Raw genomic sequence first — 22,050 nt, forward strand, 5'->3', positions numbered from 1 at the left:
TAAAGTTGATATTTAAAAGTTAATTGTAATGGGCATCGATTTGTAGACGCTCATATTGTAAGTGGTGTTTTTATAAAGCACGACCCAGTTGTATGTTCCGGATTGCCATGCTTTGTCTGCGGTTATTGGAGTTCCTTCGAAATCTTTATCTGCACCAATAGTGATGCTTTGACCGCCCAAAACACCATTTATTTTTTGAAGTGTAGTAATTTTTGAGGCAGCCGCCAGACCTTTGTGTTCGACTTTTGAAATCACAATTACCTTCTTGAAATCAAGTTTGTCGATACTTTCAGGATGATAATTGGCACTTTTTTTAATCAAAACAGAATATAAAATTCCATCCCCCATAATTTGACTTACTTGCGCATGCGCAGTCAGAAGATCATTTTTTTTGAAAATAAGTTCCGGTTCAACCCAGGTATTTATATAGTAAATCAGATCATCGTTTCGCGATAGATTATCGCGGCCAATTATAGGATCGACAGGCATATTCGCAGGATCGGTAATGGTTACTACTTCTTTAATTTCGAGCTTCGAGCCGTTTTCATCCAGAACAATAAAAAGGAAATCAAATTTGCCTTCCGGAGCATCGGCCGGAATGTTGAAGTGCTTGTGCACGTTAGTATTTTTGGTGCCTTTGTATTCTGCCCAGGACAATTCAAACTTCCAGTCTTTGGTATAGGTTTCGCCTTTTATAGGAAGGATTTTTAACTGTACATCGGCAATTTTATCTCCGGCAAGTACATCGGCGTTAAAATGAAAATCGCGGCCAATAAGGGCTTTTTTGTTATTGGCAGTACCAATTTCAATATTTTCAGCTTTGGGTTTTGAAACTTCTTTGTCGTCGTCGTTATTACAGGCCGTAAAAGCCACACTCACGGCTACAAAGAGCAGTATTAACTTTAGTTTTTTCATTAGGGTCTTGGGTTGATTAATTGCATTCATATTGTGTTTATTTGTGTATTAAAAATGGAATTTTTAGCGATAAAATAATGTTTCTGCCAGCCTCAGGAAGTTCTATTAACCTGTAAAAGCTGGTGTGATTAAGGTATTTTGTATTGAACAGGTTTTGTACCTGCAGACTTATAATAAAAGTTTGCTGTCCGGTTTTTAACTGGGTTCCCATAGCAAGATTGAAGACGCTGCTGCTTGCCGTTTTCTTTTCAGGAGGAACGATCTGGTCCTGTTCGGCCGTAAAACGATAATCAAGGGAGAAGTACGTTTCTTTTAAGTTTTTTATTTCCGGATTGTACGTGATCCCAAACAAAACAGAAGGAGGTGGAGAGAAGGGCAGTGTATATCCTTTTTTATCTCCTGACATTTGTTCGCTGTAAAGGTATTCCGCCAGCATTTCACCACTTAAATTTTTAAAAAACTGGTAGCGTACTTGTAATTCGCCGCCATAACGTAAGACTTTACTTTGCTCGTATTCAAATACCTGATTGCCTGCTCCGTAATAAATATCATGTTGCGAAGTGGGGTTGAGATAAATGTAATTCGGAAAATAATTGAAAAAAGGGCTCAACTGTACCGACCATTTATTTTCTTGCCATTCCATACCAAGATCTAACTGGTACGAGCGTTCAGGTGCTAAACCTGGATTGCCCTTTTCAAATCTGAAATAATGATAATTAACACCATTTGAAGCCAGTTCTTTTGCGATTGGCATTCTGAAACTCGTCCCCAGATTGGCTTTTAAAGACCATTGTCCGGGAGTATAGTTAACACCCGCAGACCAGTTAAAACTCTGAAAGGTTCGGGTCAGGTCTTGCGAACGTTTTAAATATTGGGGTGTCGTTTGTCCATTTTCAGTGACTTCACTTGGAAACCAGTCGGTGTATTGCTTCATTTGGATTTTGCCGTAATCCAGTCGTACGGCAGCATGAAGCAGCCATAATTCGCTGATCTCAATTTTATCATATACAAATGCTCCTGCATTGAATTGTTTAAAGGCAGGGATTAAAAAACTCCAGCCGTTAATACTGTTTTGTTGCTGTTCGGTATTTATTCCTGTTGTAAACTGATGCTTTTGAATCGTAAATTCATCTTTAACAGCAGCAGAAAACACTTCTTTATCGTATTGTCTTTCCAGATGATTCGGAGCATATATATCAACAGGATATAGTGGTGGCATATATCCATGATTGACATAATGGCTCCATTCGCGACGGAAGTTCTTCTGAAACCCCAGTTGTGTTTCCACCCGATGTGAACCCACCGGAAAAGAAGTTGTATTACTGATTTTTGTATGAGTCACTTCCTGAAAAGGCATCAAAATATCCCTGCTAGATCGATCATGAAGTTCGGTATCCACATTTCGGGGTTCGAGTCCGTGAGCGTTGGCAAAAAAGCCGCTTTTGGTATAAATGTTACTGAAATATAAAACCGACCTGAATTTATCAGAGACATAACCGGTGCTGGCATGCAAATCGAGTTCACGTCCTGCTGTGTTGCGCAAATGATTTTTGTATAACGGAACGGCATAATTGTAAACCTGTACCGTATCGGTAGGAACGCGATAATCTCCGTAGTCCATGGCGGTAACCCGGGTATCAAAGAACCAGTTTTCATTCCGTCCATACAGGTTCATCGATCCTCCAAACTGTGCATTGTTGCTTTTGCCTGTAAAATCAACACTTCCGCCTAAAACATGCTGGGCAGGAAAGGGTAGCGGCTGTATGTTTATAGCACCTCCAATCGCATCAGAACCGTACATAAACGACGAAGGACCTTTGATAATTGCCACGCGATTCACCGCATACTGATCGATTTCTAAACCGTGATCGGCTCCCCATTGCTGGCCTTCATGCTTGATGCCGTTTTCGACTACAATAACCTGATTGAAACTCAGTCCGCGAATCAAGGGTTTTGAGCTTCCGGATCCAATAGAAATGGTTTTCACTCCCGGTAGTCTTTGTAAAGACTGCATCAGACTTCCGCCAAGATTTCGCTGGATAAAACTGCTGTTTACAATTTCAAGGTTAAGCGATTCCTGTTTTTTACGACGCGTTTCATAACCTTCACTAATCACGACTTCAAGTAATTCATTTACTTCCGGTTTTAAGAAGATATCAGGAAGTACCATCGTATTTTGATCTATAAAAAGAGGCATTTCATATAAAGAATATCCGGAATAAGTAACTGTTAACCGTTTTGTGTTTTTAGGAACCTGATTCAGAAAGAATTGTCCTTTTTTGTTGGTAACAGTACTTATATGAGCCGGATAAAGGGTAACGACAGCTCCTTCTAAAGGCTTTTGATCTTTAGAAAATACAGTGCCGGAAACACGAACAGATTGCGCTGCAGCTTTTGTAACCACAACCAAAGCAAAACAAAAGAGCAGCACAAAATACGTTCGCAAGGGACTAGAATTATTATTGTTCATTAAAATCAACTTATAAAATTTTAATGCTTAAACCTTTAATCGTTTGCCAGCCTTCCTTATCCGTTAAACGAATCATGAAATGATAATCTCCCGAATCAATATCTGCCGGAATACTGATTTCCTGAACAGCTTCGAACGTTTTTTGTCCGGAAGGAATCGTAACCGAATTGATGTAAAGCATTGGTTTTACAGGTTTTTTGACAGGATCGGCAGTACAGTCCATTACCTCAGTGCTGTGAGTATGATGGTCAAAATTGTGGTGAATGTCCAGACTGTACGAACCTAATTGCGAGTTGTCTGTAAACTTTGCTCTGAAAGTAATTTTTTGTCCGCGGCTAAGTGTACTGCATTGTATCGGAAATGCATTTGCAGCCGAAATATCAATTACGGGATATTCCGTATCAATTTCGTTTTTGTCACTGTCACAGGCTGTGAAAACAAAGCCCGTCACCAAAAGAGCCAGAAAAATTTTGGGAGTTTTCATTCGGTTTAATTTGAGTTTAGCGGTATTCATATGTAAAAAATGTGGATTACGGAAGGCTTATTTCGCATAGGAAATAGTGAATGAAGAACCATTTTACGGCATAACAGGATGTCGTAAAAGCATGGCTTTCATCGGTGCGGAATTCGATAAACTAAAAAGTAAAAGGTGTGTGACCAGCGCTAAACAATACCCGATTACAGATATTGAATTGCATAGTAGTAGACAATTGGTTGACGGCAACAATCGTTTTGAATCGATAGGATCTCACGAAAGTTTTATCCCAAAAAGAATAAACTCGTCAGACAGTAGGAATCAAAATGTTTCTTGTACAGTACCAATAAGATAGAAAACAATTAACGCCCCTGAAAAAGGATGTTTTTTGAATGGAAAGTATCTAAAACGTATAGCGGCACACCATTCCAAATGGAAATGATTTACTTTTTATTGTTTTAGAAAATAGGAGGTGCTCTAAGAGCGAATAAAGACCCCTTGAAAAAAGGAGCATACGATTTAGAATAAAAATGTACATAAGGAATTAGCGTACTATTTTTATAAAACTGAAAAGTTACAAAGCTAAAAGTACCAACAGGACTGAATTTAAAATGACAAATGGCACACTCTTCATTGGAGTGATCCTGTACTTTAAATTCGCTTTTGTCGGTATGGTAATGTACTGCTGATTTAGGAGCAGAATTGTGATTTTGTATGTGTTCATACGAATGTATCGCCGGAAATAGTATCGAAAATACTACCACCAACGGCATCAAAAGATTTAGTAATTTAAATTTCTTTTTCATTCTAATGAATCGATAACTTATCTGCAATGAAATACAAATATAGAATTCTTATTTGTAAATGCAACATTGTTTCATTAAAAAAAATAAAGAAAAAATTAGAAGGATAAATCTTAGGTGGTAAAGGATAAAACTGGTTTTTGTATCAGTTCAAGGAACGAGTAAGCACATTAAGTATTATCACCCCTATATGCTGAGTGTTTGTGCTATTTCGTCCCTTGAAGTGACAATTGAATTTGAAGTAACTATCGTAAATGTTGTAGTTCGATTAGTGTGATACCGCTTTAAGTCCGATAATAGAACTTACCAGGGTAAAAAGAAAGAACAATCTCCAGAAGGCAGCAGGTTCTTTAAAAACAAAAATTCCCATCAGTACCGTTCCAACAGCTCCAATTCCGGTCCAAACCGCATAGGCTGTTCCAATAGGAAGGGTTTCAGTAGCTTTAATCAAAAGCAGCATGCTGACGGTTAGTGATATAAAAAAGCCCGTATACCATAAGTAAACATCGGTACCAGTTGCCTCTTTGGCTTTTCCGAGACAGGTTGCAAAAGCGACTTCAAACAGTCCCGCAATAATTAGAATAATCCAGTTCATAATCGTTATAATTTTATGAGGCAAAGTTCCTTTAACTCCCGCAATAAAAATTTAACATATGATAAAAAATGAATTTATTTCAAATCGGCTCTTATTCTGCTTAGGCTTACTTGTGTAATGCCAAGATAGGAAGCAATATGCCCCAGTTGAATTCTTTGGATCAGTTCGGGATGGTGTTTCATAAGTTCCAGATAACGATCGGTTGCGTTTCGGAATTGCCTTGAAATTAAACGTTCTTCTGTTTTAATCAGTTCCTGTTCGGCAAATTTCCTGCCCCAGTTGGCAATATTAATATCGGTTTCAAACAACTGCTGCAAATGCGCTTTTTTTAATTCATAAAGTTCACAGTCTTCGAGGAGTTCTATCGTTTCATAACCTTTTTGCTCTTCGACATAACTTTTCATGGAAAGAATAGTCTGTCCTTCTTTTCCAAACCAAAAAGTAATTTCACTATCATTCTCATCCACATACGCCCGCACAATTCCTTTTTTTATAAAATAGAGCGCAGATTCAACCTTTCCGGCATTTAACAGTATATGTCCTTTAGGATAATTTATCTCACTAATACCTAGTTTTAATGCATTTTTGGACTCCTCGGGGAGTTGAAATATATCGTCAAGAATTGTATCGATGTCCATTGTTGTGAGATGTGAAATGTAAAATGTGTGTGGTTTGAAAACTAAATGGAAACTTTTGATTTTAGTCTGCTCAGCGTTTCCTGCGAAATATTGATATACGAAGCTACAATTTTATTGGGCAGCCGTTTTACAATTGCCGGATTAATTTTAAGCAACTGACTGTATCTTTCTAAAGCATCCATCGTAGTAAACGACATCAGTCTGTTGGTGTTATTTACATAGGCTTTTTCCAAATACGAACAATAAAATTCCCGCCATTGCGGAATAATCTCCATCAAATGATTGAAATCTTCGTGACTGATGTACAACAACTCCGACTTTTCAATAACCTGTATGTATTCTGTCGAAGGCATTTTGGTGATAAAACTGACCAAAGCCGTCGCAATTTGGTTTTCGAAGGCAATATAACGGGTAACATCTTTTCCCTCTTCATTAATAAAGTAAATTCTCAAGCAGCCTTTAGTTACAAAATAGGTATGCTGACTCGTTTGCCCTGCCGAAAGCAGCAATTCATTCTTGCTTTGTTGTAAAGGTTTAAAGTAAGATAAAATGGTATTGAGATTTTCATCAGAAACGGCAATACGTTTTTTTATATAAGCAGCAAGTTGTTCGTAAGGCATTTAGAAAATTAGGTAATTAGAAAATTTGATAATTAGTTATTTGGTAATTAATCATTAATCATTAATAATCAATTATTAACCATTAACCATTAACAATTAAAGATAGTCTTTTACAAATTTACGGTAGTAAATGATATCTTCTATCGACAGTACTACCAGATCGTGTTGTATTGCAAAGCTAATGATTTTGTCCAGTTTGGCCATGGTTCCGTCTGCGTTCATTAACTCGCACAAAACGGCTTCGGGCTGTAAACCTGCCAGTTTCATTAAATCTACGCTGCCTTCCGTATGTCCGTTTCGTTCGAGAACACCATTGTTTTTGGCTCGTAAGGGGAAAATATGTCCAGGTCTTGCCAGATCCGAAGCTTTGGCATTTAGCGCAGATGCCGTTTTAATGGTCGTGATTCGATCTGCTGCCGAAACTCCGGTGGTAACCCCTTCTTTTGCTTCGATCGTAATGGTAAATGGGGTCTGGAAACTACTGGTGTTTTCTTTTACCATATAGGGCAATTCAAGCTGATCTGCTTTTTCATTGGGCAGGCACAGGCAAACAATTCCGCTGCATTCACGTATCATGAGTGCCATGTCTTGTACGCTGATATGTTGTGCCGAAAAAATTAAATCGCCTTCGTTTTCGCGGTTTTCGTCGTCGGTTAGTAAAATTCCTTTTCCGTTTCGCAGCTGTTGTAATGCATTTTCGACACGTTCGATGCTGGTTAAACCAAATTTTTCTAAAGGATAAGGTAATGTGCTGATCATTTTTAGTTGAGTTTTTTGAATTAAAGAGCAGCAAAGCTAGACTTGTTTCCAACACAAAAGTTTGATATAGGTCAATAAAATCAGTAACTTTCCAATCAACAAACCCGACAGGTTTCAAAAACCTGTCGGGTTTAGATTATAGAAAAAGAATTGAACTCATTTGTAAAGTAGGGCGTAGTAATACCATTTAAAATTAGTTTAGAATTGAAAAGCGGTACTTAATTACCCATATCTTCCAATAAAGGGGACAGGTTTTTGAAACCTGTCGGGTTTGGAAAACATTTTAATTTAAAGTCAAACCACTACAGAACGGTATACTTCTACTAAAAGGCGTATAAATACGCATTGCAGAGTCTTTTTTTATTGTTATATCTTTCCTCTGAAAATTTTGTATCTTAGTCTTTAGTAACCTGATTTTATTTTGATTACCGCTTCTTTTCGGGATCAAAATTGATTGTAAAATAAGAGAATAATGCCTTGGAATCCGGAAATCTACAATAAGTTCAAAAACATTCGATACCAGCCTTTTTATGATTTGGCGAGTTTTATTCAGCCGGTAAAAGGGATGAAGGCTATTGATTTAGGCTGTGGTACGGGAGAGCAAACGGCAATTTTGGCCAATAAATTTACAGAAGCTGATTTTCTGGGAGTTGATTCTTCGGCAGAAATGCTGGAACAATCAAAAAGCTTAGAAACAGACCGGCTGCATTTCAGAAAAGCCACTACTGAAGAAACCTTAGAATCGGGTGAAAAGTGGGATTTGATTTTTAGTAATGCGGCTTTGCAATGGTCGGATGATCATGAGACATTATTTGCCAAATTAATCGAGCAGCTGAATCCAAAAGGACAGTTTGCAGTGCAGATGCCGGTTCAGCCGGAAAACAAACTCAATAAAATTCTTTTAGAGCTGGTTCAGGAAGAGCCATTTGTATCCTATCTCAAAGGTTTTAAAAGAGAATCTCCGGTTTTGGACATCGATGCCTATGCGCAAATTCTTTTTGATGGCGGATTAGAAGATCTTGAAATCCAGCAAAAAGTATATCCAATTATTGCGAAAGACCACGAAACGCTTTTCAGCTTTATTTCGGGATCGGCTTTGATTCCGTATACAGAACGTCTGGAAGGAGAGGAGAAAGCCCTTTTTATTGAAACGTATAAAAAAAGAATAGCGGAAGGCTTTCTCAAGCTTCCCGCTATCTATTCTTTTAAAAGACTGTTGCTTTATGGTCGTAAAATCTAATACGATAAAGTTCTATTCTTTGTATAGGATGATTGTAGCCTTGTAGCCTTTCCCGACATTCCACTGGCTTGCTTCTATCACTTTTCCTTTATCGTCGTAAACCTGAAATTCGGCTGTATTGGGTGAAGCTGAACCTTCGTTTAAAGCTTCAAAGTCAATTTTATTCATTCCTTTTACCAAAGTAATTTTAAAGCCCTGATAATCTCCATTTAAACTTACTTCAGGTTCGATTACTTTGTCATTTAAATACACTCGTATTTTATCGCCGTCTACAAAAGCAGCATCACGGTAGCGAATAGTGGATACCGCAGTATTGGTGACAAAACCTCCCAGATATTCGTTTCTTCTGTAAAAGATGCCTTCAACATTGGCCTCCGGTTTATAGAGGCTGTTGTTTTTGTACAGATCCTCGGGATTTATTTTTAAAACGGTTGGCTCTTTTGGCAATGGTAAATCCGGATTTTGCGGAGTTTCTGTTGGAGGCGGTAAGTCTTTTAATTCAACATTTTTTGAATCAATGGGCTTGTATTTGCCATTCACTTCTTTCTGCGCATATCCATATAAGGAAGCACCAATTAGTATAAATGTCAATAGTATCTTTTTCATATTGTTTTAAAGTGTTAATTCAGACATCAGATGCATGTATTGCTGTCCGGATAGATAACATTTAATGATAGCTATTTATTGCATTTACCGAAAGTTAATTATTCTTTAATATTTCTTAAATTGCAGAATATCAGATATAAAGTTACGATTTTTTTAGCTATTCCTGTGCATTTTACCAGGAGAGAATCCTCTTTTTGGTCTTTCAATTACGATCTTTTTAAGAGCTAAAAAATAATTGTCTAAAAAAAGCAAGCCAAAATCTTCCGTTTGGTGAGCAGTGAAAGTTTTGATTGAGCCCTTATAATCAGTACAGAGTTTGATAATTTTAGGAGTTTATTATAATTTAAATTTATAATGATACAAAATTATCAATTTGATTTATGAAGATACCTGCCATAAATTTGTCTCATCAAATCAGAACAACGGTTTGAAAATTAAAATTGATAACATTAAAAACTTTAGTCATGAAATTTACAAGAAACGCAAATGCAAACTGGAAAGGTACAGGAATGGAAGGAAAAGGAACCATTACTACACAAAGTACTACTTTAAACAATGCTCAACTCTCTTTTAAAACCCGTTTTGCTGAGGGAGTAGGAACTAACCCTGAAGAATTGATCGCTGCTGCACATGCAGGATGTTTTACAATGCAATTAAGCTTTTTATTATCGGAGGCAGGTTTTGTTACCGAAGATCTTAATACGACTGCCAAAGTAACTTTTGAAGACGGTACAATCACCTTAATTACTCTTGAACTTACAGGAGCCGTTCCGGGAATTACAACAGAAAATTTTGAAGCAACAGCTCAAAAAGCAAAAGAGATTTGTCCAATTTCAAAATTACTGAACACAGAAATTGCTTTAAACGTGTCTTTACTGTCTTAAAAATAACTATTAGTGTAGTTTCTAACATTATATTAAACACATAGAAACATAGAATTTAGGAGTAACAGAGCATGTTAAAAAGAAATAAATTTCTCCCACAAAGAATACTCTGTGTCTTAAAAATAAGTGAAACGTCTTTTTTGAAAGTACAAAATCTATGTTCCTATGTGTTAGAATTAATTACACCTAAATTGATTATTTAAATCTAACAAACAACATCTTAAAAAATAAAAAAAATGAAAACAATTAATTTAAAAAGACAATTGAATCGTGTATTCATGTCTGCGGCTTTAATTTTAACTTTTTTAGTGTCAACAATTTCAGTTGCGCAAACAGCGCCAACAAAAATTAAAAATGTAGTGTTGGTTCACGGAGCATTTGCCGATGGTTCCGGATGGAGAAATTTATACGACGTACTTTCAAAAAAGGGTTATAAAGTAACGATTGTTCAAAATCCGTTAAGTTCGCTTGAAGATGATGTAGCAGCAACCAATGTGGTATTAGACAATCAGGACGGCCCAACGATTCTGGTAGGACATTCCTGGGGAGGTGCTGTAATTACACAGGCTGGTAACCATCCGAATGTGGTTGGATTGGTATATGTGGCAGCTTTTCAGCCGGACAACGGAGAATCGGCTTTACAATGGTTGCAAACAGCTCCTCCTGCTCCCGAAAATGGTGTGCTGCCTCCAAATGATAAAGGAATAGTGTATTATGATGAGGCTAAGTTTCATGCCGGATTCTGTGCAGACATCAGTAAAGAAGAAGCGGCTTTTATGTATGCCTCACAAGGAGCTTTTTACGCAAAAGGTTTTATAACACCAATCACTAAAGCAGCATGGAAAGATAAACCGGCCTATGCAGTAATTGCGACACAGGACAAAAGTATCGACCCATCTATTCAGCGTGCGATGTACAAACGCTCCAAAACTAAAGCGACTGAAGTAAAAGGAAGCCACTGTGTTTTCATGTCACAGCCAGTAGCCGTTGCCAATGTAATAATTGGTGCTGCTAAAGATCTAAGCGGAAAATAATTACAACATTCTTTATGAATACAAAAAAGCCAAAGTACTGCAAGGTATTTTGGCTTTTTTTGTATGGATTACTGTTAGCTATTTAGCGAGTAGTAGCTTTAATAAAATACGGAGAGTCGTTCCATCTTATTTTGCGGTAAGCAAAGTTTTGCTGTAACGATTCCGGCAGGCAATTCCAGATCGCCTCATTCATTTTTTCCAGTAATAACTTTTTAGAAAAGGTGTCCGACACCACTAGACTTATCTCGCGTACCGGTTTGGGGTCTTTAAAATGTTTGAAAAGCCCGGTTTCGGCATCATTAATCATTGAAAGTTCAGGAATTATGGCAAAACCTAATTCGGCTCGTACCAGATTCTTTAGAGTTTCAATCGAGCTGATGTCATAACTGAACTGCTCTTTTATTTTGCCCGTACTTTTAATATCGCAAATATCCAGAAGCTGGGCATTGTAACAATATTCGTTTTGCAGCAAAAGCAATTCGGCACGGTCTGAGGGCTGTAATTCGTAGTGAGTTGCTGTAGCCATTGGATGTACTGTATTCAAATAGGCTACAAACGGTTCCTTAAAAACAGGATGTTCAATCAAATGCGGATTTCCGGTAGGGGTAGCCATTATGGCCACGTCAAGAACTCCCGTCATAACATCATTCATCAATTGGCCTGTATTCGCTTCTTTTATAATGAATTGCATTTTGGGAGTGGCTTTTTTCATCGCCTGAATAAACAGTGGAATCAGGTAAGGAGACAAAGTTGAGATGATACCAATTTTGACTTCGCCCTCCAGTTTATTTTTCTCATTCACCACAAAATCCCTGATTTCGTCAGCTTCGCGAAGTATTTTTCTGGCACGGTTTATAATTTCAGTTCCCAAAACGGTGGGAGTTAAAGGCACTTTGTTCCGATCGAAAATTTTAATTCCAATTTCTTCTTCCAGATTTTTTAACTGAATCGTCAGTCCGGGTTGTGATACCATACAAACTTCTGCAGCTCTGGCAAAATGGCGCTCGTCGTCTAGTGCTACAATATATTTTAACTGTTGAATTGTCATTTGGATTTGTATAATGGATATAAAGGTAAAAAAATATCACAGTATAACATCAAATTACACGATGCAGGCACTTTTACTTTTCAGTTGATAAAAGGAGTGGGGAATGAGCAACGACGGACAAAAGACCGAAAATTTGCAGGATATGTAAACTAGCCGACATTAACAAAAGGAGAGAGTGAGTAAATTCGATTTCTTAAACGATACAAAATGAGAAAGATACTTACTGTGATTACTATTTTTATGTTTTTTGGTTGTGAATCAGAAGGGGAATTAACGCGTGAGAAAATTGGTTCAGGACAGGTTTCTTCAGAAGCGACCTTACGGTTTATGGGAATTTTTGAACCCGAGGCAGGCAACAAAGTTACGGGTACCGCTAATATCTATAAAGAGGGAGATCATTACAAATTGTCTTTGAAGGATTTTAGTATTTCGAGTGGCCCCGATCTTAAAGTTTATCTTTCTAAAACCAACAGACCGGACAGTTTTATAAACCTTGGGAGCCTGGGATCCGGAACTTCACAAACCTACACCGTTCCTGAAGGAGTCAGTTTTGCAACTTATCCCTATGTATTAATTCATTGTCAGCAATTCAATCACCTTTTTGCCACTGCTGCTTTAAAATCCAACTCATTATGAAAATTAAATTTTTAATTGTTTTAGCCTCGTTCTTTGTGTTTAATCCTGCCAGAGCACAAGGCTGTAGTGATGCCGGTATTTGCAGTATCGGTAGCGCGGTTAACGAAACTGACAAGAAGAAAAACAACAGTATTGAATTTGCTACTATCGTGGGTAAAGGAGATGCCGATGTGAAGTATGTGTCGGGCTATATTGGCTACAGCCGAATTTTTAATGAAAAATGGTCTGCCAATGCAAAAGTAACATCCTCCTATGCAAATGGAAGTTTTGGAAGCAGAGGCTCGGTTGGAGATGCCTTTTTAACCGCAAACTATCGGCCGGTTATGTGGGGGGCGTACCAATGGAGTTTTACTTCGGGGGTTAAAATTCCCTTTAATCAAAGTAATCTTAAAATAAACGATCACCCGCTTCCAATGGATTATCAGAGCAGTCTTGGAACTTTTGATTTTTTGGGAAGTGTTAACCTAAACTACAAAAACTGGGATTTTAATTATGCCGTGCAACTACCTGTAATTAACATAAATGCAAATTCGTATTTCAGCGAATACTCAGGTATAGCTGATTTTGTGACCACCAATTTATTTGAAAGAAAACCGGATATGCTTTTACGCGGAACCTACACGATCACTACATCCAATCATAAGTTTTCGTTCAAGCCCAATTTGCTTTTGATTTACCATTTAGGAGAAGACACCTACGAAGATATTTATGGACAAAGAAAAAATATTGCAGGTTCTGAAGGACTTACGGTTAACGGGAATCTTATTGCGGGATATCATTTTGCGTCTGGAAGTAGTATTGAAATTTCGGTCGCGACGCCTTTTGTGGTGCGGGAAGTCAGACCAGACGGACTGACCAGAGCATGGACAGCAGGGTTGAGTTATAAAATGTGGTTTTAGAAGAATTTTGGACGGTGACTGAAGTATAAATAGGCTTAGAATATCAAGTACAGTAAAGAAATTTATTGTGTTAAATAAGTAACGCAAATTTTTTCTTACATCAATTTTAATTATTTTGCGCAGACCATGATCAGATGGACTGAAAAAGAACTATTCCTGTTCTTTGGCAAATATGCTTCTAAGCAGGAGGAATACTTATACTTTCAACTGATGTGGAATAAAATATATACCCATTACTTTAAATGCCGAAATCAAAAATGATGAAATCTGTACACGCTCAACTTTTACACTTACTGTTATTATTTATTGGAGTTGCTTCCATAAATGCTCAAAACTACAAACCTACTGATGTCTTAATTGGAAATAAAACTCTTAAAAAAGGAGTATTATCCAATGGCATGACGTATTATATTTATCCAACAGCGGTAAATAAAAACACAGCAAGTTATTATATTATTCAAAACGTAGGCTCTGTTTTAGAGAATGACAATCAGAAAGGATTGGCACATTTTCTGGAGCACATGGCTTTCAACGGAACTAAAAATTTTCCCGGAAAAGGAATCTTGACGACTCTGGAAAAACAGGGAGCTGTTTTTGGAAATAATATAAATGCGTACACCAGTTTTGATGAGACGGTTTATAATTTTGACAATATTCCATCAACAGATCCTAAAGTCATTGATACTGCCTTGCTGATTTTGCACGATTGGTCGCATTCATTACTGTTAACCAATGAGGAAATTGATGCCGAACGCGGTATTATTGTTGAAGAATGGAGAACCAGGCAAAACGCATCAACTCGCATTTCTAATTTATTCAATCCTTATTTGTACAACCATTCGCTGTATGCAAAGCGTACTCCTATTGGGGATATGGATATTGTAAAACATTTTGATTACGCTTTGTTACGAGATTTTTACAAAGAATGGTACCGTCCCGATTTGCAGGCAATTGCAGTTGTTGGGGATGTGAATGCGGAAGAAATTGAGCAAAAAATAAAAACGTTATTTGCGGATATTCCGAAAGCTAAAAACCCGAAAAAGCGTTTTGACGTTGCGATTCCGGATCATGAGGAACCTTTTTTTAAGTTAGCCATCGATAAAGAAATAACGAGTTCGGGTATATCTTTTAAAATCATTCAAAATGGCGCTTTTAAGAGTCAGACTTTTGCCGATCTACAGCAGTTGATCACAAGAGTAATGGCATTTTCAATGCTCAATGACAGATTGAATGAATTAGCACAGAAAGAAAATTGCCCGTTTAAAAATGCGGAAGTTTACTATTCCGATTTTACAAGAGTGAACGATGTCATGGGAATGGAAATTGCTCCAAAACCGAATAAACAGGCAGAAGCTTTAACTGCTGTCATGGATGAGTTTATACGTGCCGGAAAATTTGGTTTTTCGGAAGGTGAAATTCAAAGAACCATAACCGCCATTATTTCTTATTTTGAAAACTATATCATATCAGAGAAAGAAATTTCACATAACAGTATTATCAATAGTATAAAATCAGAATTTCTCTCACACCAACTGGCTACAGATTCTAAGAGTAAGTTTGAGATGATAAAAGTTATTCTGAAAAATATCGATTCAAAAGCTTTTCAGGCCGAATTAACTCGTGGATATACGACAAAGAACAGAGTAGTGACCGTTGAAGGCATGGAAAATGAAACCAATCTAACCAAGGAGAGCGCGTTTGCCATTATTGCCAAATCAGAAAACAATCCTGATTTAAAGCCTTATGAAGACAGCTTTAATGGTAAATCACTGCTGACTGATGTAACGATTGTTCCGGGAAAAATTACGACTGAAAAGGAAAGTAAAGAAATCGGTGCTACCGCCTATACTTTGAGCAATGGTGTAAAAGTACATTACAAATTTGCAAATAAGAATGTAAATGATGTGCAGCTGCTTGCGGAAAGTTTCGGGGGATCATCTTTATATGGTCCAAAAGATTTACCATCGATATTTGCACTGAATGGTTTGGCAGATGCTTCAGGTGCGGGAGCATTCTCTAGTATCGATCTGGAAAAAATCCTGGCGGGAAAGGTTGTCGGTACTGGAGTAAGTGTGGGAGATTTAAGCGAAACGGTTTCAGGAAGCGCTAAAGTAAAGGACCTCGAAGTAATGCTGCAATTGGTACACTTGCGTTTTGTAAAACCTCGTTTTGACAAGGAAATTTTTGATATTAAGAAGTTAAATCTTCAAAATTATCTCGAAAACAAAGACAAGGACATCAATGGAAAAATGACCGATAGTATTAATGCAATTGTTTATGGGAAAAATAATCCCAGAATAAGAGTTTTGGACCAGCAGTTTATTGATGATTTGTCTTTTGAAAGAATAAAAGCAATCTATAAAGAACGGTTTTGTGATGTTTCTAACTTTGAGTTTTTTATCGTAGGCGACGTAACACCCGAAGTTTTGAAACCGTTATTAGAAAAGTACATCGCCAGTATTCCCGGTATAAAAAGAGAAGAAACATTCAAAGACAAAACACCGGTATGGAATTCCAATAAAATTAACAGAGAGGTTTTAATTAAAATGGAAAACGTCAAAAGTACGGTTAACATTCAGTTTGAAAGCGATTTTAAATACACTTCCAAAAATGCTGTTTTGACCGATATGCTTAGCGATATTCTGACTTTACGCTATACCGAGAGCCTTAGAGAAAAAGAAGGAGGAACTTATGGTGTGCAGGTCAGTGCAGCCGCTTCGAGATTTCCAAAAAACACGGTTGCTCTATCGATAAATTTTGATTCAGATCCGGTCAAAGTGAACAGTTTGCTTCCTATAGTTTACGACGAAATTAACAAAATTAAAAAAGGTATTTTGGTAAAAGAAGACCTTGCGAAAACCAAAAGCAATTACCTGAAATCGCGGGAAGACAGCAAAAACTTCAACAGCTATAGTTTAAGTTTAGTATACAATTTTTTTGAGTACAATATCAACATGGAGGATCCTGCAACTTATGTAGATATTGTAAATAGCATCACTGAAAAAGACATTCAGGAGTTTGCTAATGCATTTTTAAACAAAGCCAAATCCTACGAAATTGTTTTTAAACCATTGCAATAATCGGTGAAGTCCTGCGCATAACAATTAACAAGATCATATAAAATCTGCTCAATCTGCAAGATCTGCGAGAAAAAAGATATGCCGAAGTGCTGGCACAAAGGTTTTTGGCACCAGTAGGTTTAAAAGAGCTCTAAGCAGCGTAATCAATGAAATTGTATAGAATCTGCCCAATCTGCAAGATCTGCGAGAAAAAAGACATGTTGAAGAGCTAAGCACAGTGTAGTTTATAAATTCTGCGTACGAAAAAAGGATTAGGTTAATGAGGTGGGCGAGTAACCAAATTGCTTTTTAAAGGCATGCGAAAAGTGGGAAAGATTTTCAAAACCCACTTCATAGCAAACATCAATTGTTTTTTTCTGGTTGTTGGTTAATTGATAGTGCGCCAGCTCCAGTCGTTTTCTCGTGAGCCATTTTTGGGGAGTCGTATTAAAATATTTCCTGAAATCGCGATTAAAAGTAGAAAGACTTCGTCCGGTTAGATAGCCTATTTTGTCCAGAGACATGTTGAACATAAAGTTACGCTCCATAAAACTGACTAAATCAATTTTACCGGGTTCTTCAAAGTTGGCCAGAACATCGTCAATGTTTTTGTCGATGGTTCGAAGAATACTAATGGCTTCTGTAATCTTTAATGCGGCAATATTTTCGGGCAGCTCTTTCATATCAAAGTACGGAATTAAAGAGGAAAGACAGCTTTCTAATAAGGGATGATTGTTGTAGTGTTTTATTTCAGAATGTGTGATTGTTTTTGGTTTGACATCTAGTCCGGCATAAAATTCCCTCAGTTTGGCTGTCGACAAATGCATCACTACGGTTTTGTGTGGCTGACCGTCTTTGGGATAGTTTATAATAGTGGCCAATTGATTTCGAGGGATCAGAAAAATATCTCCTTTCTTAAAAACATGAACACCATCTGCCTGTACAATCTTGGTTTCTCCTGAAATAAACCATACCAGCATGTGCTGATCGAACATGATATCCGATTTAAAAAAGCCATCCGAATAACAAGACAGTTTAATATCCGGGCTTATGTATTTTGCTTCAAATTCCATAGAGGGGTACGATTATGTTTTCCGGTCGATTGTAATTCCTTGCTGTGAGGAAACAGACTTTCAAATTTAGTAAAATTATATGGGTAATGCTTCTTTACTTTCTTGCCCATTCCTTTTATAAAGAAGTTACCGCTGGTGGATTGCGGTAACTTTTGTTGTTTTTATAAAATGAAGTTTTGTTTTTTATACTCCGACGTTAAAAGAAATTTGAGTCATTTTTTCGCTGAGATCCCACAAACGTCTGGCGTTATCTTCGTCTAGCGAGTATAATTTTACTCCGGGAGTTACAGAAGATTCATAGGCTATTGCGGCTATTTCTACATCCTCACAATACACCCCTCCAATGGAATCCAACAGCGCACTTGTAGCACACCAAACAGTAGTAGCAGCTCCCTGCGGAATGGTTTTTAAATGGGCAGCGATTTCAGGCAAAATAGTTCCTTCATCATCACAAAAGCCCATTTTTTGAAACAGCTCTAAAGAGGCTTCGCGGGCCAATTCTGTTCCGTTTATAGATCCTGGATGTAATGAATAAGAGCGCACACCAAACTCTTTTCCACGATTATCTAATTCCAGAGCAAATAAATTACTGGCGGTTTTAGATTGCCCGTATGCCTGTAAAGTTTCGTATTCGCTGGAAAGAAAATTAGGATCGTCAAAATTAAAAGGAGCAAACTGATGGCCCTGAGACGATACCTGAATAACTCTTGCCGATTTGGCTTTTTTCAGTGTAGGCCACAACTGTGCTGTTAATTGAAAATGTGCCAGATAATTGGTTGCCAGCTGTGATTCGATCCCCCGATGGTCCCGACGAAACGGAACCCACATGATACCGGCATTATTGATTAGCAAGTGCAACGGTCTGTTGGACAACAGAAATTTTTCGGCAAAAGCAGTAATAGATTCAGGTTTCATCAGATCCATTACTTCCAATTCTACATTGGGTACACCTGCCAGATTTATTTTTGCTTTTTCAAGATCGCGGGCCGGTACAATAACGGTTGCTCCTGCCAGGGCAAGAGTTTTGACTGTTTCTAACCCAATTCCGGTATTTCCGCCTGTTACTATGGCAATTTTGCCTGTAAGATCAATGCCTTTGATGACATCGTTTGTCGTTGATTTTGCATTAAATCCTGAACCAATTGGTTTTTGCAAAGCTCCCTGATAATTGTTCTGTTTCATTTTTAGTGATTTTTAGTTGAATGTTACAAGGCAAAATTATGACGAAGTGGAATAGTGAACTTTGTTCAGAATGTCATTTTACTTTGTTCAGAATGTCATTCAACCAGAACGATCTTAAAAGTGAAAGGGGATATAAATTTGAAAAGCAGGATTATACTGACTTATAAGCCAGAACAGGGTTAAATACCTTGTTAATTTATCAACTTCATAGTTTCATATAGGATGATGACCATTTTCTTTTGATTAAAATCATTTATTTTAAGAAATAATAGCAATTCATTAGGTTGTTATTGATAATTTTGCCGCTGTAAACTTTAAATGGATGTGGGCTGAGTTGTGAAAAGATTTACTTTTAAAAAAATGTAAGTTAGTTTTATAACTGCAGGGAATTTGCCGAAACACATCGGGGAGTAGTTTTTCTTCTTAAAGGCGTTTTTTGAATTTCTTTGTTTAACTCTCCGTGGCCAGTTCTGGAGCAGGGTTGTAAAATTGACTGTTGCCTTGTAATAATAAGGAGCAAATATTACATCTGAATAACGACTTTAATTCATTAATTTTTTATGTTTTCACGCTGCATTTCCAATAATTGTATAAAGTACTTCATTCTTGCATTTTTATTAGTTTCATTCCATTCCCAAGCTCAGGAAGTTACACCTCAGATTAAACAATTAGATGAAAAATTAAGAAGTTTAGACAACCGAAATCAAACAGACAGTATCAGTTATTTAATTGATAAACATTTGGCGAGACCCAATTTAAATCAATTTGAGCTTCAGTTGTTGTATTTTTTTAAGGCGAATTATTACAAAATAATAGGAAGATCTTCGGATGCGATTGTTTATTTGAATAAATCTATCGTACTGAAAGGCGAGGGAAAGGAATCACAGAAAATCTATAATAAAAGTTTATACATCTTATCGGATTTGTTTTTTACTCAAAAAGAGTATAAAAAAGCATTTTATTATGCCAATTTATGCCAAAGTAAAATTTCGCCAACCGATAGTCCCAGCAATTATATTGTACTACACTTAATTATCGGATACTATTATTACATCAATTACGATCATAAAAAAAGCATGGAAGAGTTTTTGCTCACAGAACGGGTGGCAAAAAAATACAATCCGTGTAAACTGGCAGAAGTATATGTAAAAACAGCCCGCATTTACAGCAGGCAGAATCGAATTGAGAAAGCAAAAAAAGTAATTACCGAAAGTATCAGAGTGGCAGACAGTTGCAATGATCTGGAGAACAAAATCAATGCTTTACGAACGTTAAGAGAAATTATGGTAGAGCAGGGCGAGTTTGAGGCTGCTCACAAAACATTTGAAAGATTGGATCGATTGGTAGGCATCGAGGACATGAAAATTAGGAACAGTAGAATTGATTCGTTTGAAATCGCGAATAAAATCAAGTTGAAAGAACAGCAGAATATCAATCTGAAAAAAATCAACGAAAGCAAAGAGGAACGTTTGCAGAAACAAAAAATTGCCCTTATTGCTTCGCTAATTGGAATTACACTGTTGATCATCTTATTGTATTCGATTGTAGTATTGACCAAAAAGCAACGAAGCACCAATGAAACGCTGAGGCTACAAAAAGAGCAAATCGAAATAAAGAACAATGATTTAAAACGTCTTAATTTATTGCACCAAAAGATTTTTACGGTGATCTCACACGATTTTAAGGAGCCTATTACAACGTTAAAAATCTTATTAGACAAAGAGGACGTTCTTAAAAATGAAAATAAGATTGTTTCGACCTATGTGAAAGCAATAGGACAGCAGTTAGAGCAATCGGATGCCATGCTTACAAGTTTACTGGATTGGGCAAAGATGGAGCTAATCACCACACAGTCGGGTTATAGCGAGATTATGTTGTACAATAGCATCAGTGCGGCCTGCAAGGAATTATCACATCAGTTAAAAGCGAAGAATATTACAATCGATCTTAAGGTTTCTAAAGGAACAACCGTTGTATTTAATTCTGCTGTTTTAAGTATTGTATTGCGAAATATTATCAATAACGCGATTAAATTTAGTTATCAGGATAGCATTATCACCATTGAAAATAACAATCATGAAATCATAGTAACAGATTTCGGTAAGGGAGTTGAACAAAAAAAGATCGACAAATTATTCAAACAGAAAATAAATCCCGGACTAGGAACTAATCTGGAATCGGGGTTTGGAATCGGGCTGTATTTGTGTCAGGAATTAATGTTGAAAAACGGAGGCACGCTTGCTGTTTTTAACAATGAATCAGCAGGTTGTACATTCAGAATTATCTTGCCTAAATAGGGAAAACCGCTATTTTCTTAACAAAAATTTTGTCGCTAATTTGTAGCATGATACATATTGCATTTTTTGAAGATCAGCCTATAGTATGTGGAGGTCTTACTAGTTTTTTTTCAAATCAGAAAGGGCTCGAAGTTCTTTTTTACGCTACTAACAAACAAGACTTATATCTTAAAGTTCAGCAGCATTCGGGATTAGATCTAATTATTGTAGATCTGATCGCAAATGATGTACAAGGACTTGAAGTCTATGAATACCTTCATAAAAATCACCCCGATTTAAGAGTGATTGCTTTCACGTCACTTTCGAGCCCCATATTAGTCGAAAACTTACTGGCTATGGGCGTAAAAGGTTACGTAAACAAAAATCAGGACAGCGAAGAGCTTTTAGAAGCTATAAAATTAGTTTGGGAAGGTGGAATTTACCTGCCGGATGATTACGCATTTTTGTCCAAACAAAACAGGGTAGGTACAGCCATTACACTAACGGCAAAAGAGCTTACCATCATGCAATACATCATTAGAGAATTTACTACAGCTGATATTGCCAGCGAATTGAAACTTTCGGTTAATACAGTCGAAAATCACAGAAAAAACATTTTTAACAAACTCGATGTAAGTAATGTTGCAGGTATGGTGCGTGAGGCATCAAAACTGGGGCATATTAACTAGAGTGCAGTGATGGTTTAGGTCGGTTTGGCCTGAATACAATCGCTACAATTTTTGGATATCAGTGGATATTCGAACTAGCTTCTTATGGAATTTTAATTATTTATTATATGGTGAACTTTACTTTTTTTAAAATACGGTTTTTTGTTAGA

The 22,050-nt window shown here is 37.0% G+C and carries 20 protein-coding genes; 8 read left to right on the top strand and 12 right to left on the bottom strand.

Annotated elements, in window-relative coordinates; translation table 11 throughout:
• Positions 1–12: 12 nt before the first annotated feature.
• The 8 genes from OLM61_RS16885 to ribB all read right to left on the bottom strand — a co-directional run bounded on the left by OLM61_RS16885 (position 13) and on the right by ribB (position 7,275).
• Positions 13–915: a DUF4625 domain-containing protein gene (locus OLM61_RS16885; protein WP_264523774.1), complete on the bottom strand. Its 903-nt coding sequence runs from the start codon at positions 913–915 to the stop codon at positions 13–15.
• Between the two features lie 37 nt (positions 916–952).
• On the bottom strand, positions 953–3,385 hold the full coding sequence (locus tag OLM61_RS16890) for a TonB-dependent receptor (RefSeq protein WP_264523775.1): 2,433 nt from the start codon (positions 3,383–3,385) through the stop codon (positions 953–955).
• Positions 3,386–3,395: 10 nt separating this feature from the next.
• Positions 3,396–3,869 (bottom strand): DUF4625 domain-containing protein, encoded by a 474-nt coding sequence (locus OLM61_RS16895; protein WP_264523776.1) that lies wholly within the window; start codon positions 3,867–3,869, stop codon positions 3,396–3,398.
• 449 nt (positions 3,870–4,318) lie between these two features.
• The gene (locus OLM61_RS16900) at positions 4,319–4,666 is read right to left on the bottom strand and encodes a hypothetical protein (protein ID WP_264523777.1); all 348 of its coding nucleotides are present in this window, start codon (positions 4,664–4,666) and stop codon (positions 4,319–4,321) included.
• Positions 4,667–4,931: 265 nt separating this feature from the next.
• Positions 4,932–5,258, bottom strand: a complete 327-nt coding sequence (locus OLM61_RS16905; protein ID WP_264523778.1) for a DMT family transporter — start codon at positions 5,256–5,258, stop codon at positions 4,932–4,934.
• 74 nt (positions 5,259–5,332) lie between these two features.
• Positions 5,333–5,896: a Crp/Fnr family transcriptional regulator gene (locus OLM61_RS16910; protein ID WP_264523779.1), complete on the bottom strand. Its 564-nt coding sequence runs from the start codon at positions 5,894–5,896 to the stop codon at positions 5,333–5,335.
• 41 nt (positions 5,897–5,937) lie between these two features.
• Entirely contained in the window at positions 5,938–6,516 is a 579-nt protein-coding gene (locus tag OLM61_RS16915) for a Crp/Fnr family transcriptional regulator (protein WP_264523780.1), read from the bottom strand.
• 96 nt (positions 6,517–6,612) lie between these two features.
• A complete protein-coding gene (ribB, locus tag OLM61_RS16920; protein ID WP_264523781.1) occupies positions 6,613–7,275 on the bottom strand; it encodes a 3,4-dihydroxy-2-butanone-4-phosphate synthase in 663 nt (220 codons plus the stop codon).
• A gap of 472 nt (positions 7,276–7,747) precedes the next feature.
• On the opposite strand from ribB, the gene OLM61_RS16925 reads away from it, so the two are divergent.
• Complete coding sequence (locus tag OLM61_RS16925) at positions 7,748–8,515, top strand: methyltransferase domain-containing protein (protein ID WP_264523782.1); 768 nt, start codon at positions 7,748–7,750, stop codon at positions 8,513–8,515.
• Between the two features lie 12 nt (positions 8,516–8,527).
• On the opposite strand, the gene OLM61_RS16930 is transcribed toward OLM61_RS16925, so the two are convergent.
• The gene (locus tag OLM61_RS16930) at positions 8,528–9,121 is read right to left on the bottom strand and encodes a hypothetical protein (RefSeq protein WP_264523783.1); all 594 of its coding nucleotides are present in this window, start codon (positions 9,119–9,121) and stop codon (positions 8,528–8,530) included.
• A gap of 464 nt (positions 9,122–9,585) precedes the next feature.
• Between OLM61_RS16930 and OLM61_RS16935 the strand changes: the two genes are divergently transcribed.
• Positions 9,586–10,005 (top strand): OsmC family peroxiredoxin, encoded by a 420-nt coding sequence (locus OLM61_RS16935; protein ID WP_264523784.1) that lies wholly within the window; start codon positions 9,586–9,588, stop codon positions 10,003–10,005.
• Between the two features lie 236 nt (positions 10,006–10,241).
• Complete coding sequence (locus tag OLM61_RS16940) at positions 10,242–11,039, top strand: alpha/beta hydrolase (RefSeq protein WP_264523785.1); 798 nt, start codon at positions 10,242–10,244, stop codon at positions 11,037–11,039.
• A gap of 82 nt (positions 11,040–11,121) precedes the next feature.
• On the opposite strand, the gene OLM61_RS16945 is transcribed toward OLM61_RS16940, so the two are convergent.
• The gene (locus OLM61_RS16945) at positions 11,122–12,087 is read right to left on the bottom strand and encodes a hydrogen peroxide-inducible genes activator (protein ID WP_264523786.1); all 966 of its coding nucleotides are present in this window, start codon (positions 12,085–12,087) and stop codon (positions 11,122–11,124) included.
• A gap of 207 nt (positions 12,088–12,294) precedes the next feature.
• Between OLM61_RS16945 and OLM61_RS16950 the strand changes: the two genes are divergently transcribed.
• From OLM61_RS16950 to OLM61_RS16960, 3 genes are all read left to right on the top strand, one after another.
• The gene (locus tag OLM61_RS16950; RefSeq protein WP_264523787.1) at positions 12,295–12,723 is read left to right on the top strand and encodes a DM13 domain-containing protein; all 429 of its coding nucleotides are present in this window, start codon (positions 12,295–12,297) and stop codon (positions 12,721–12,723) included.
• Complete coding sequence (locus tag OLM61_RS16955) at positions 12,720–13,622, top strand: hypothetical protein (protein WP_264523788.1); 903 nt, start codon at positions 12,720–12,722, stop codon at positions 13,620–13,622. The genes OLM61_RS16950 and OLM61_RS16955 overlap by 4 nt, the downstream gene beginning before the upstream one ends.
• Before the next feature lie 257 nt (positions 13,623–13,879).
• Positions 13,880–16,702: a M16 family metallopeptidase gene (locus tag OLM61_RS16960; RefSeq protein ID WP_264523789.1), complete on the top strand. Its 2,823-nt coding sequence runs from the start codon at positions 13,880–13,882 to the stop codon at positions 16,700–16,702.
• Between the two features lie 251 nt (positions 16,703–16,953).
• Here OLM61_RS16960 and OLM61_RS16965 read toward each other — a convergent pair whose 3' ends face one another.
• Both OLM61_RS16965 and OLM61_RS16970 read right to left on the bottom strand, forming a co-directional pair.
• Positions 16,954–17,754, bottom strand: a complete 801-nt coding sequence (locus tag OLM61_RS16965; RefSeq protein WP_264523790.1) for a helix-turn-helix domain-containing protein — start codon at positions 17,752–17,754, stop codon at positions 16,954–16,956.
• Between the two features lie 183 nt (positions 17,755–17,937).
• A complete protein-coding gene (locus OLM61_RS16970; protein WP_264523791.1) occupies positions 17,938–18,936 on the bottom strand; it encodes an SDR family NAD(P)-dependent oxidoreductase in 999 nt (332 codons plus the stop codon).
• A 560-nt stretch (positions 18,937–19,496) separates the two neighbouring features.
• On the opposite strand from OLM61_RS16970, the gene OLM61_RS16975 reads away from it, so the two are divergent.
• Entirely contained in the window at positions 19,497–21,233 is a 1,737-nt protein-coding gene (locus OLM61_RS16975) for a sensor histidine kinase (protein WP_264523792.1), read from the top strand.
• A gap of 47 nt (positions 21,234–21,280) precedes the next feature.
• Positions 21,281–21,901 carry a response regulator gene (locus OLM61_RS16980; protein ID WP_264523793.1) on the top strand — a complete coding sequence of 207 codons (621 nt, stop codon included), beginning with the start codon at positions 21,281–21,283 and terminating at the stop codon, positions 21,899–21,901.
• Positions 21,902–22,050 lie beyond the last annotated feature (149 nt).

The sequence above is a fragment of the Flavobacterium sp. N502536 genome (genome assembly GCF_025947345.1).
Lineage (GTDB): Bacteria > Bacteroidota > Bacteroidia > Flavobacteriales > Flavobacteriaceae > Flavobacterium.

What these genes read in the sequence shown, in the direction of transcription:
- OLM61_RS16885 (WP_264523774.1), bottom strand. Translation starts at nt 915, where the DNA reads ATGAAAAAACTAAAGTTAATACTGCTCTTTGTAGCCGTGAGTGTGGCT.
- OLM61_RS16890 (WP_264523775.1), bottom strand. Translation starts at nt 3,385, where the DNA reads ATGAACAATAATAATTCTAGTCCCTTGCGAACGTATTTTGTGCTGCTC.
- OLM61_RS16895 (WP_264523776.1), bottom strand. Translation starts at nt 3,869, where the DNA reads ATGAAAACTCCCAAAATTTTTCTGGCTCTTTTGGTGACGGGCTTTGTT.
- OLM61_RS16900 (WP_264523777.1), bottom strand. Translation starts at nt 4,666, where the DNA reads ATGAAAAAGAAATTTAAATTACTAAATCTTTTGATGCCGTTGGTGGTA.
- OLM61_RS16905 (WP_264523778.1), bottom strand. Translation starts at nt 5,258, where the DNA reads ATGAACTGGATTATTCTAATTATTGCGGGACTGTTTGAAGTCGCTTTT.
- OLM61_RS16910 (WP_264523779.1), bottom strand. Translation starts at nt 5,896, where the DNA reads ATGGACATCGATACAATTCTTGACGATATATTTCAACTCCCCGAGGAG.
- OLM61_RS16915 (WP_264523780.1), bottom strand. Translation starts at nt 6,516, where the DNA reads ATGCCTTACGAACAACTTGCTGCTTATATAAAAAAACGTATTGCCGTT.
- ribB (WP_264523781.1), bottom strand. Translation starts at nt 7,275, where the DNA reads ATGATCAGCACATTACCTTATCCTTTAGAAAAATTTGGTTTAACCAGC.
- OLM61_RS16925 (WP_264523782.1), top strand. Translation starts at nt 7,748, where the DNA reads ATGCCTTGGAATCCGGAAATCTACAATAAGTTCAAAAACATTCGATAC.
- OLM61_RS16930 (WP_264523783.1), bottom strand. Translation starts at nt 9,121, where the DNA reads ATGAAAAAGATACTATTGACATTTATACTAATTGGTGCTTCCTTATAT.
- OLM61_RS16935 (WP_264523784.1), top strand. Translation starts at nt 9,586, where the DNA reads ATGAAATTTACAAGAAACGCAAATGCAAACTGGAAAGGTACAGGAATG.
- OLM61_RS16940 (WP_264523785.1), top strand. Translation starts at nt 10,242, where the DNA reads ATGAAAACAATTAATTTAAAAAGACAATTGAATCGTGTATTCATGTCT.
- OLM61_RS16945 (WP_264523786.1), bottom strand. Translation starts at nt 12,087, where the DNA reads ATGACAATTCAACAGTTAAAATATATTGTAGCACTAGACGACGAGCGC.
- OLM61_RS16950 (WP_264523787.1), top strand. Translation starts at nt 12,295, where the DNA reads ATGAGAAAGATACTTACTGTGATTACTATTTTTATGTTTTTTGGTTGT.
- OLM61_RS16955 (WP_264523788.1), top strand. Translation starts at nt 12,720, where the DNA reads ATGAAAATTAAATTTTTAATTGTTTTAGCCTCGTTCTTTGTGTTTAAT.
- OLM61_RS16960 (WP_264523789.1), top strand. Translation starts at nt 13,880, where the DNA reads ATGATGAAATCTGTACACGCTCAACTTTTACACTTACTGTTATTATTT.
- OLM61_RS16965 (WP_264523790.1), bottom strand. Translation starts at nt 17,754, where the DNA reads ATGGAATTTGAAGCAAAATACATAAGCCCGGATATTAAACTGTCTTGT.
- OLM61_RS16970 (WP_264523791.1), bottom strand. Translation starts at nt 18,936, where the DNA reads ATGAAACAGAACAATTATCAGGGAGCTTTGCAAAAACCAATTGGTTCA.
- OLM61_RS16975 (WP_264523792.1), top strand. Translation starts at nt 19,497, where the DNA reads ATGTTTTCACGCTGCATTTCCAATAATTGTATAAAGTACTTCATTCTT.
- OLM61_RS16980 (WP_264523793.1), top strand. Translation starts at nt 21,281, where the DNA reads ATGATACATATTGCATTTTTTGAAGATCAGCCTATAGTATGTGGAGGT.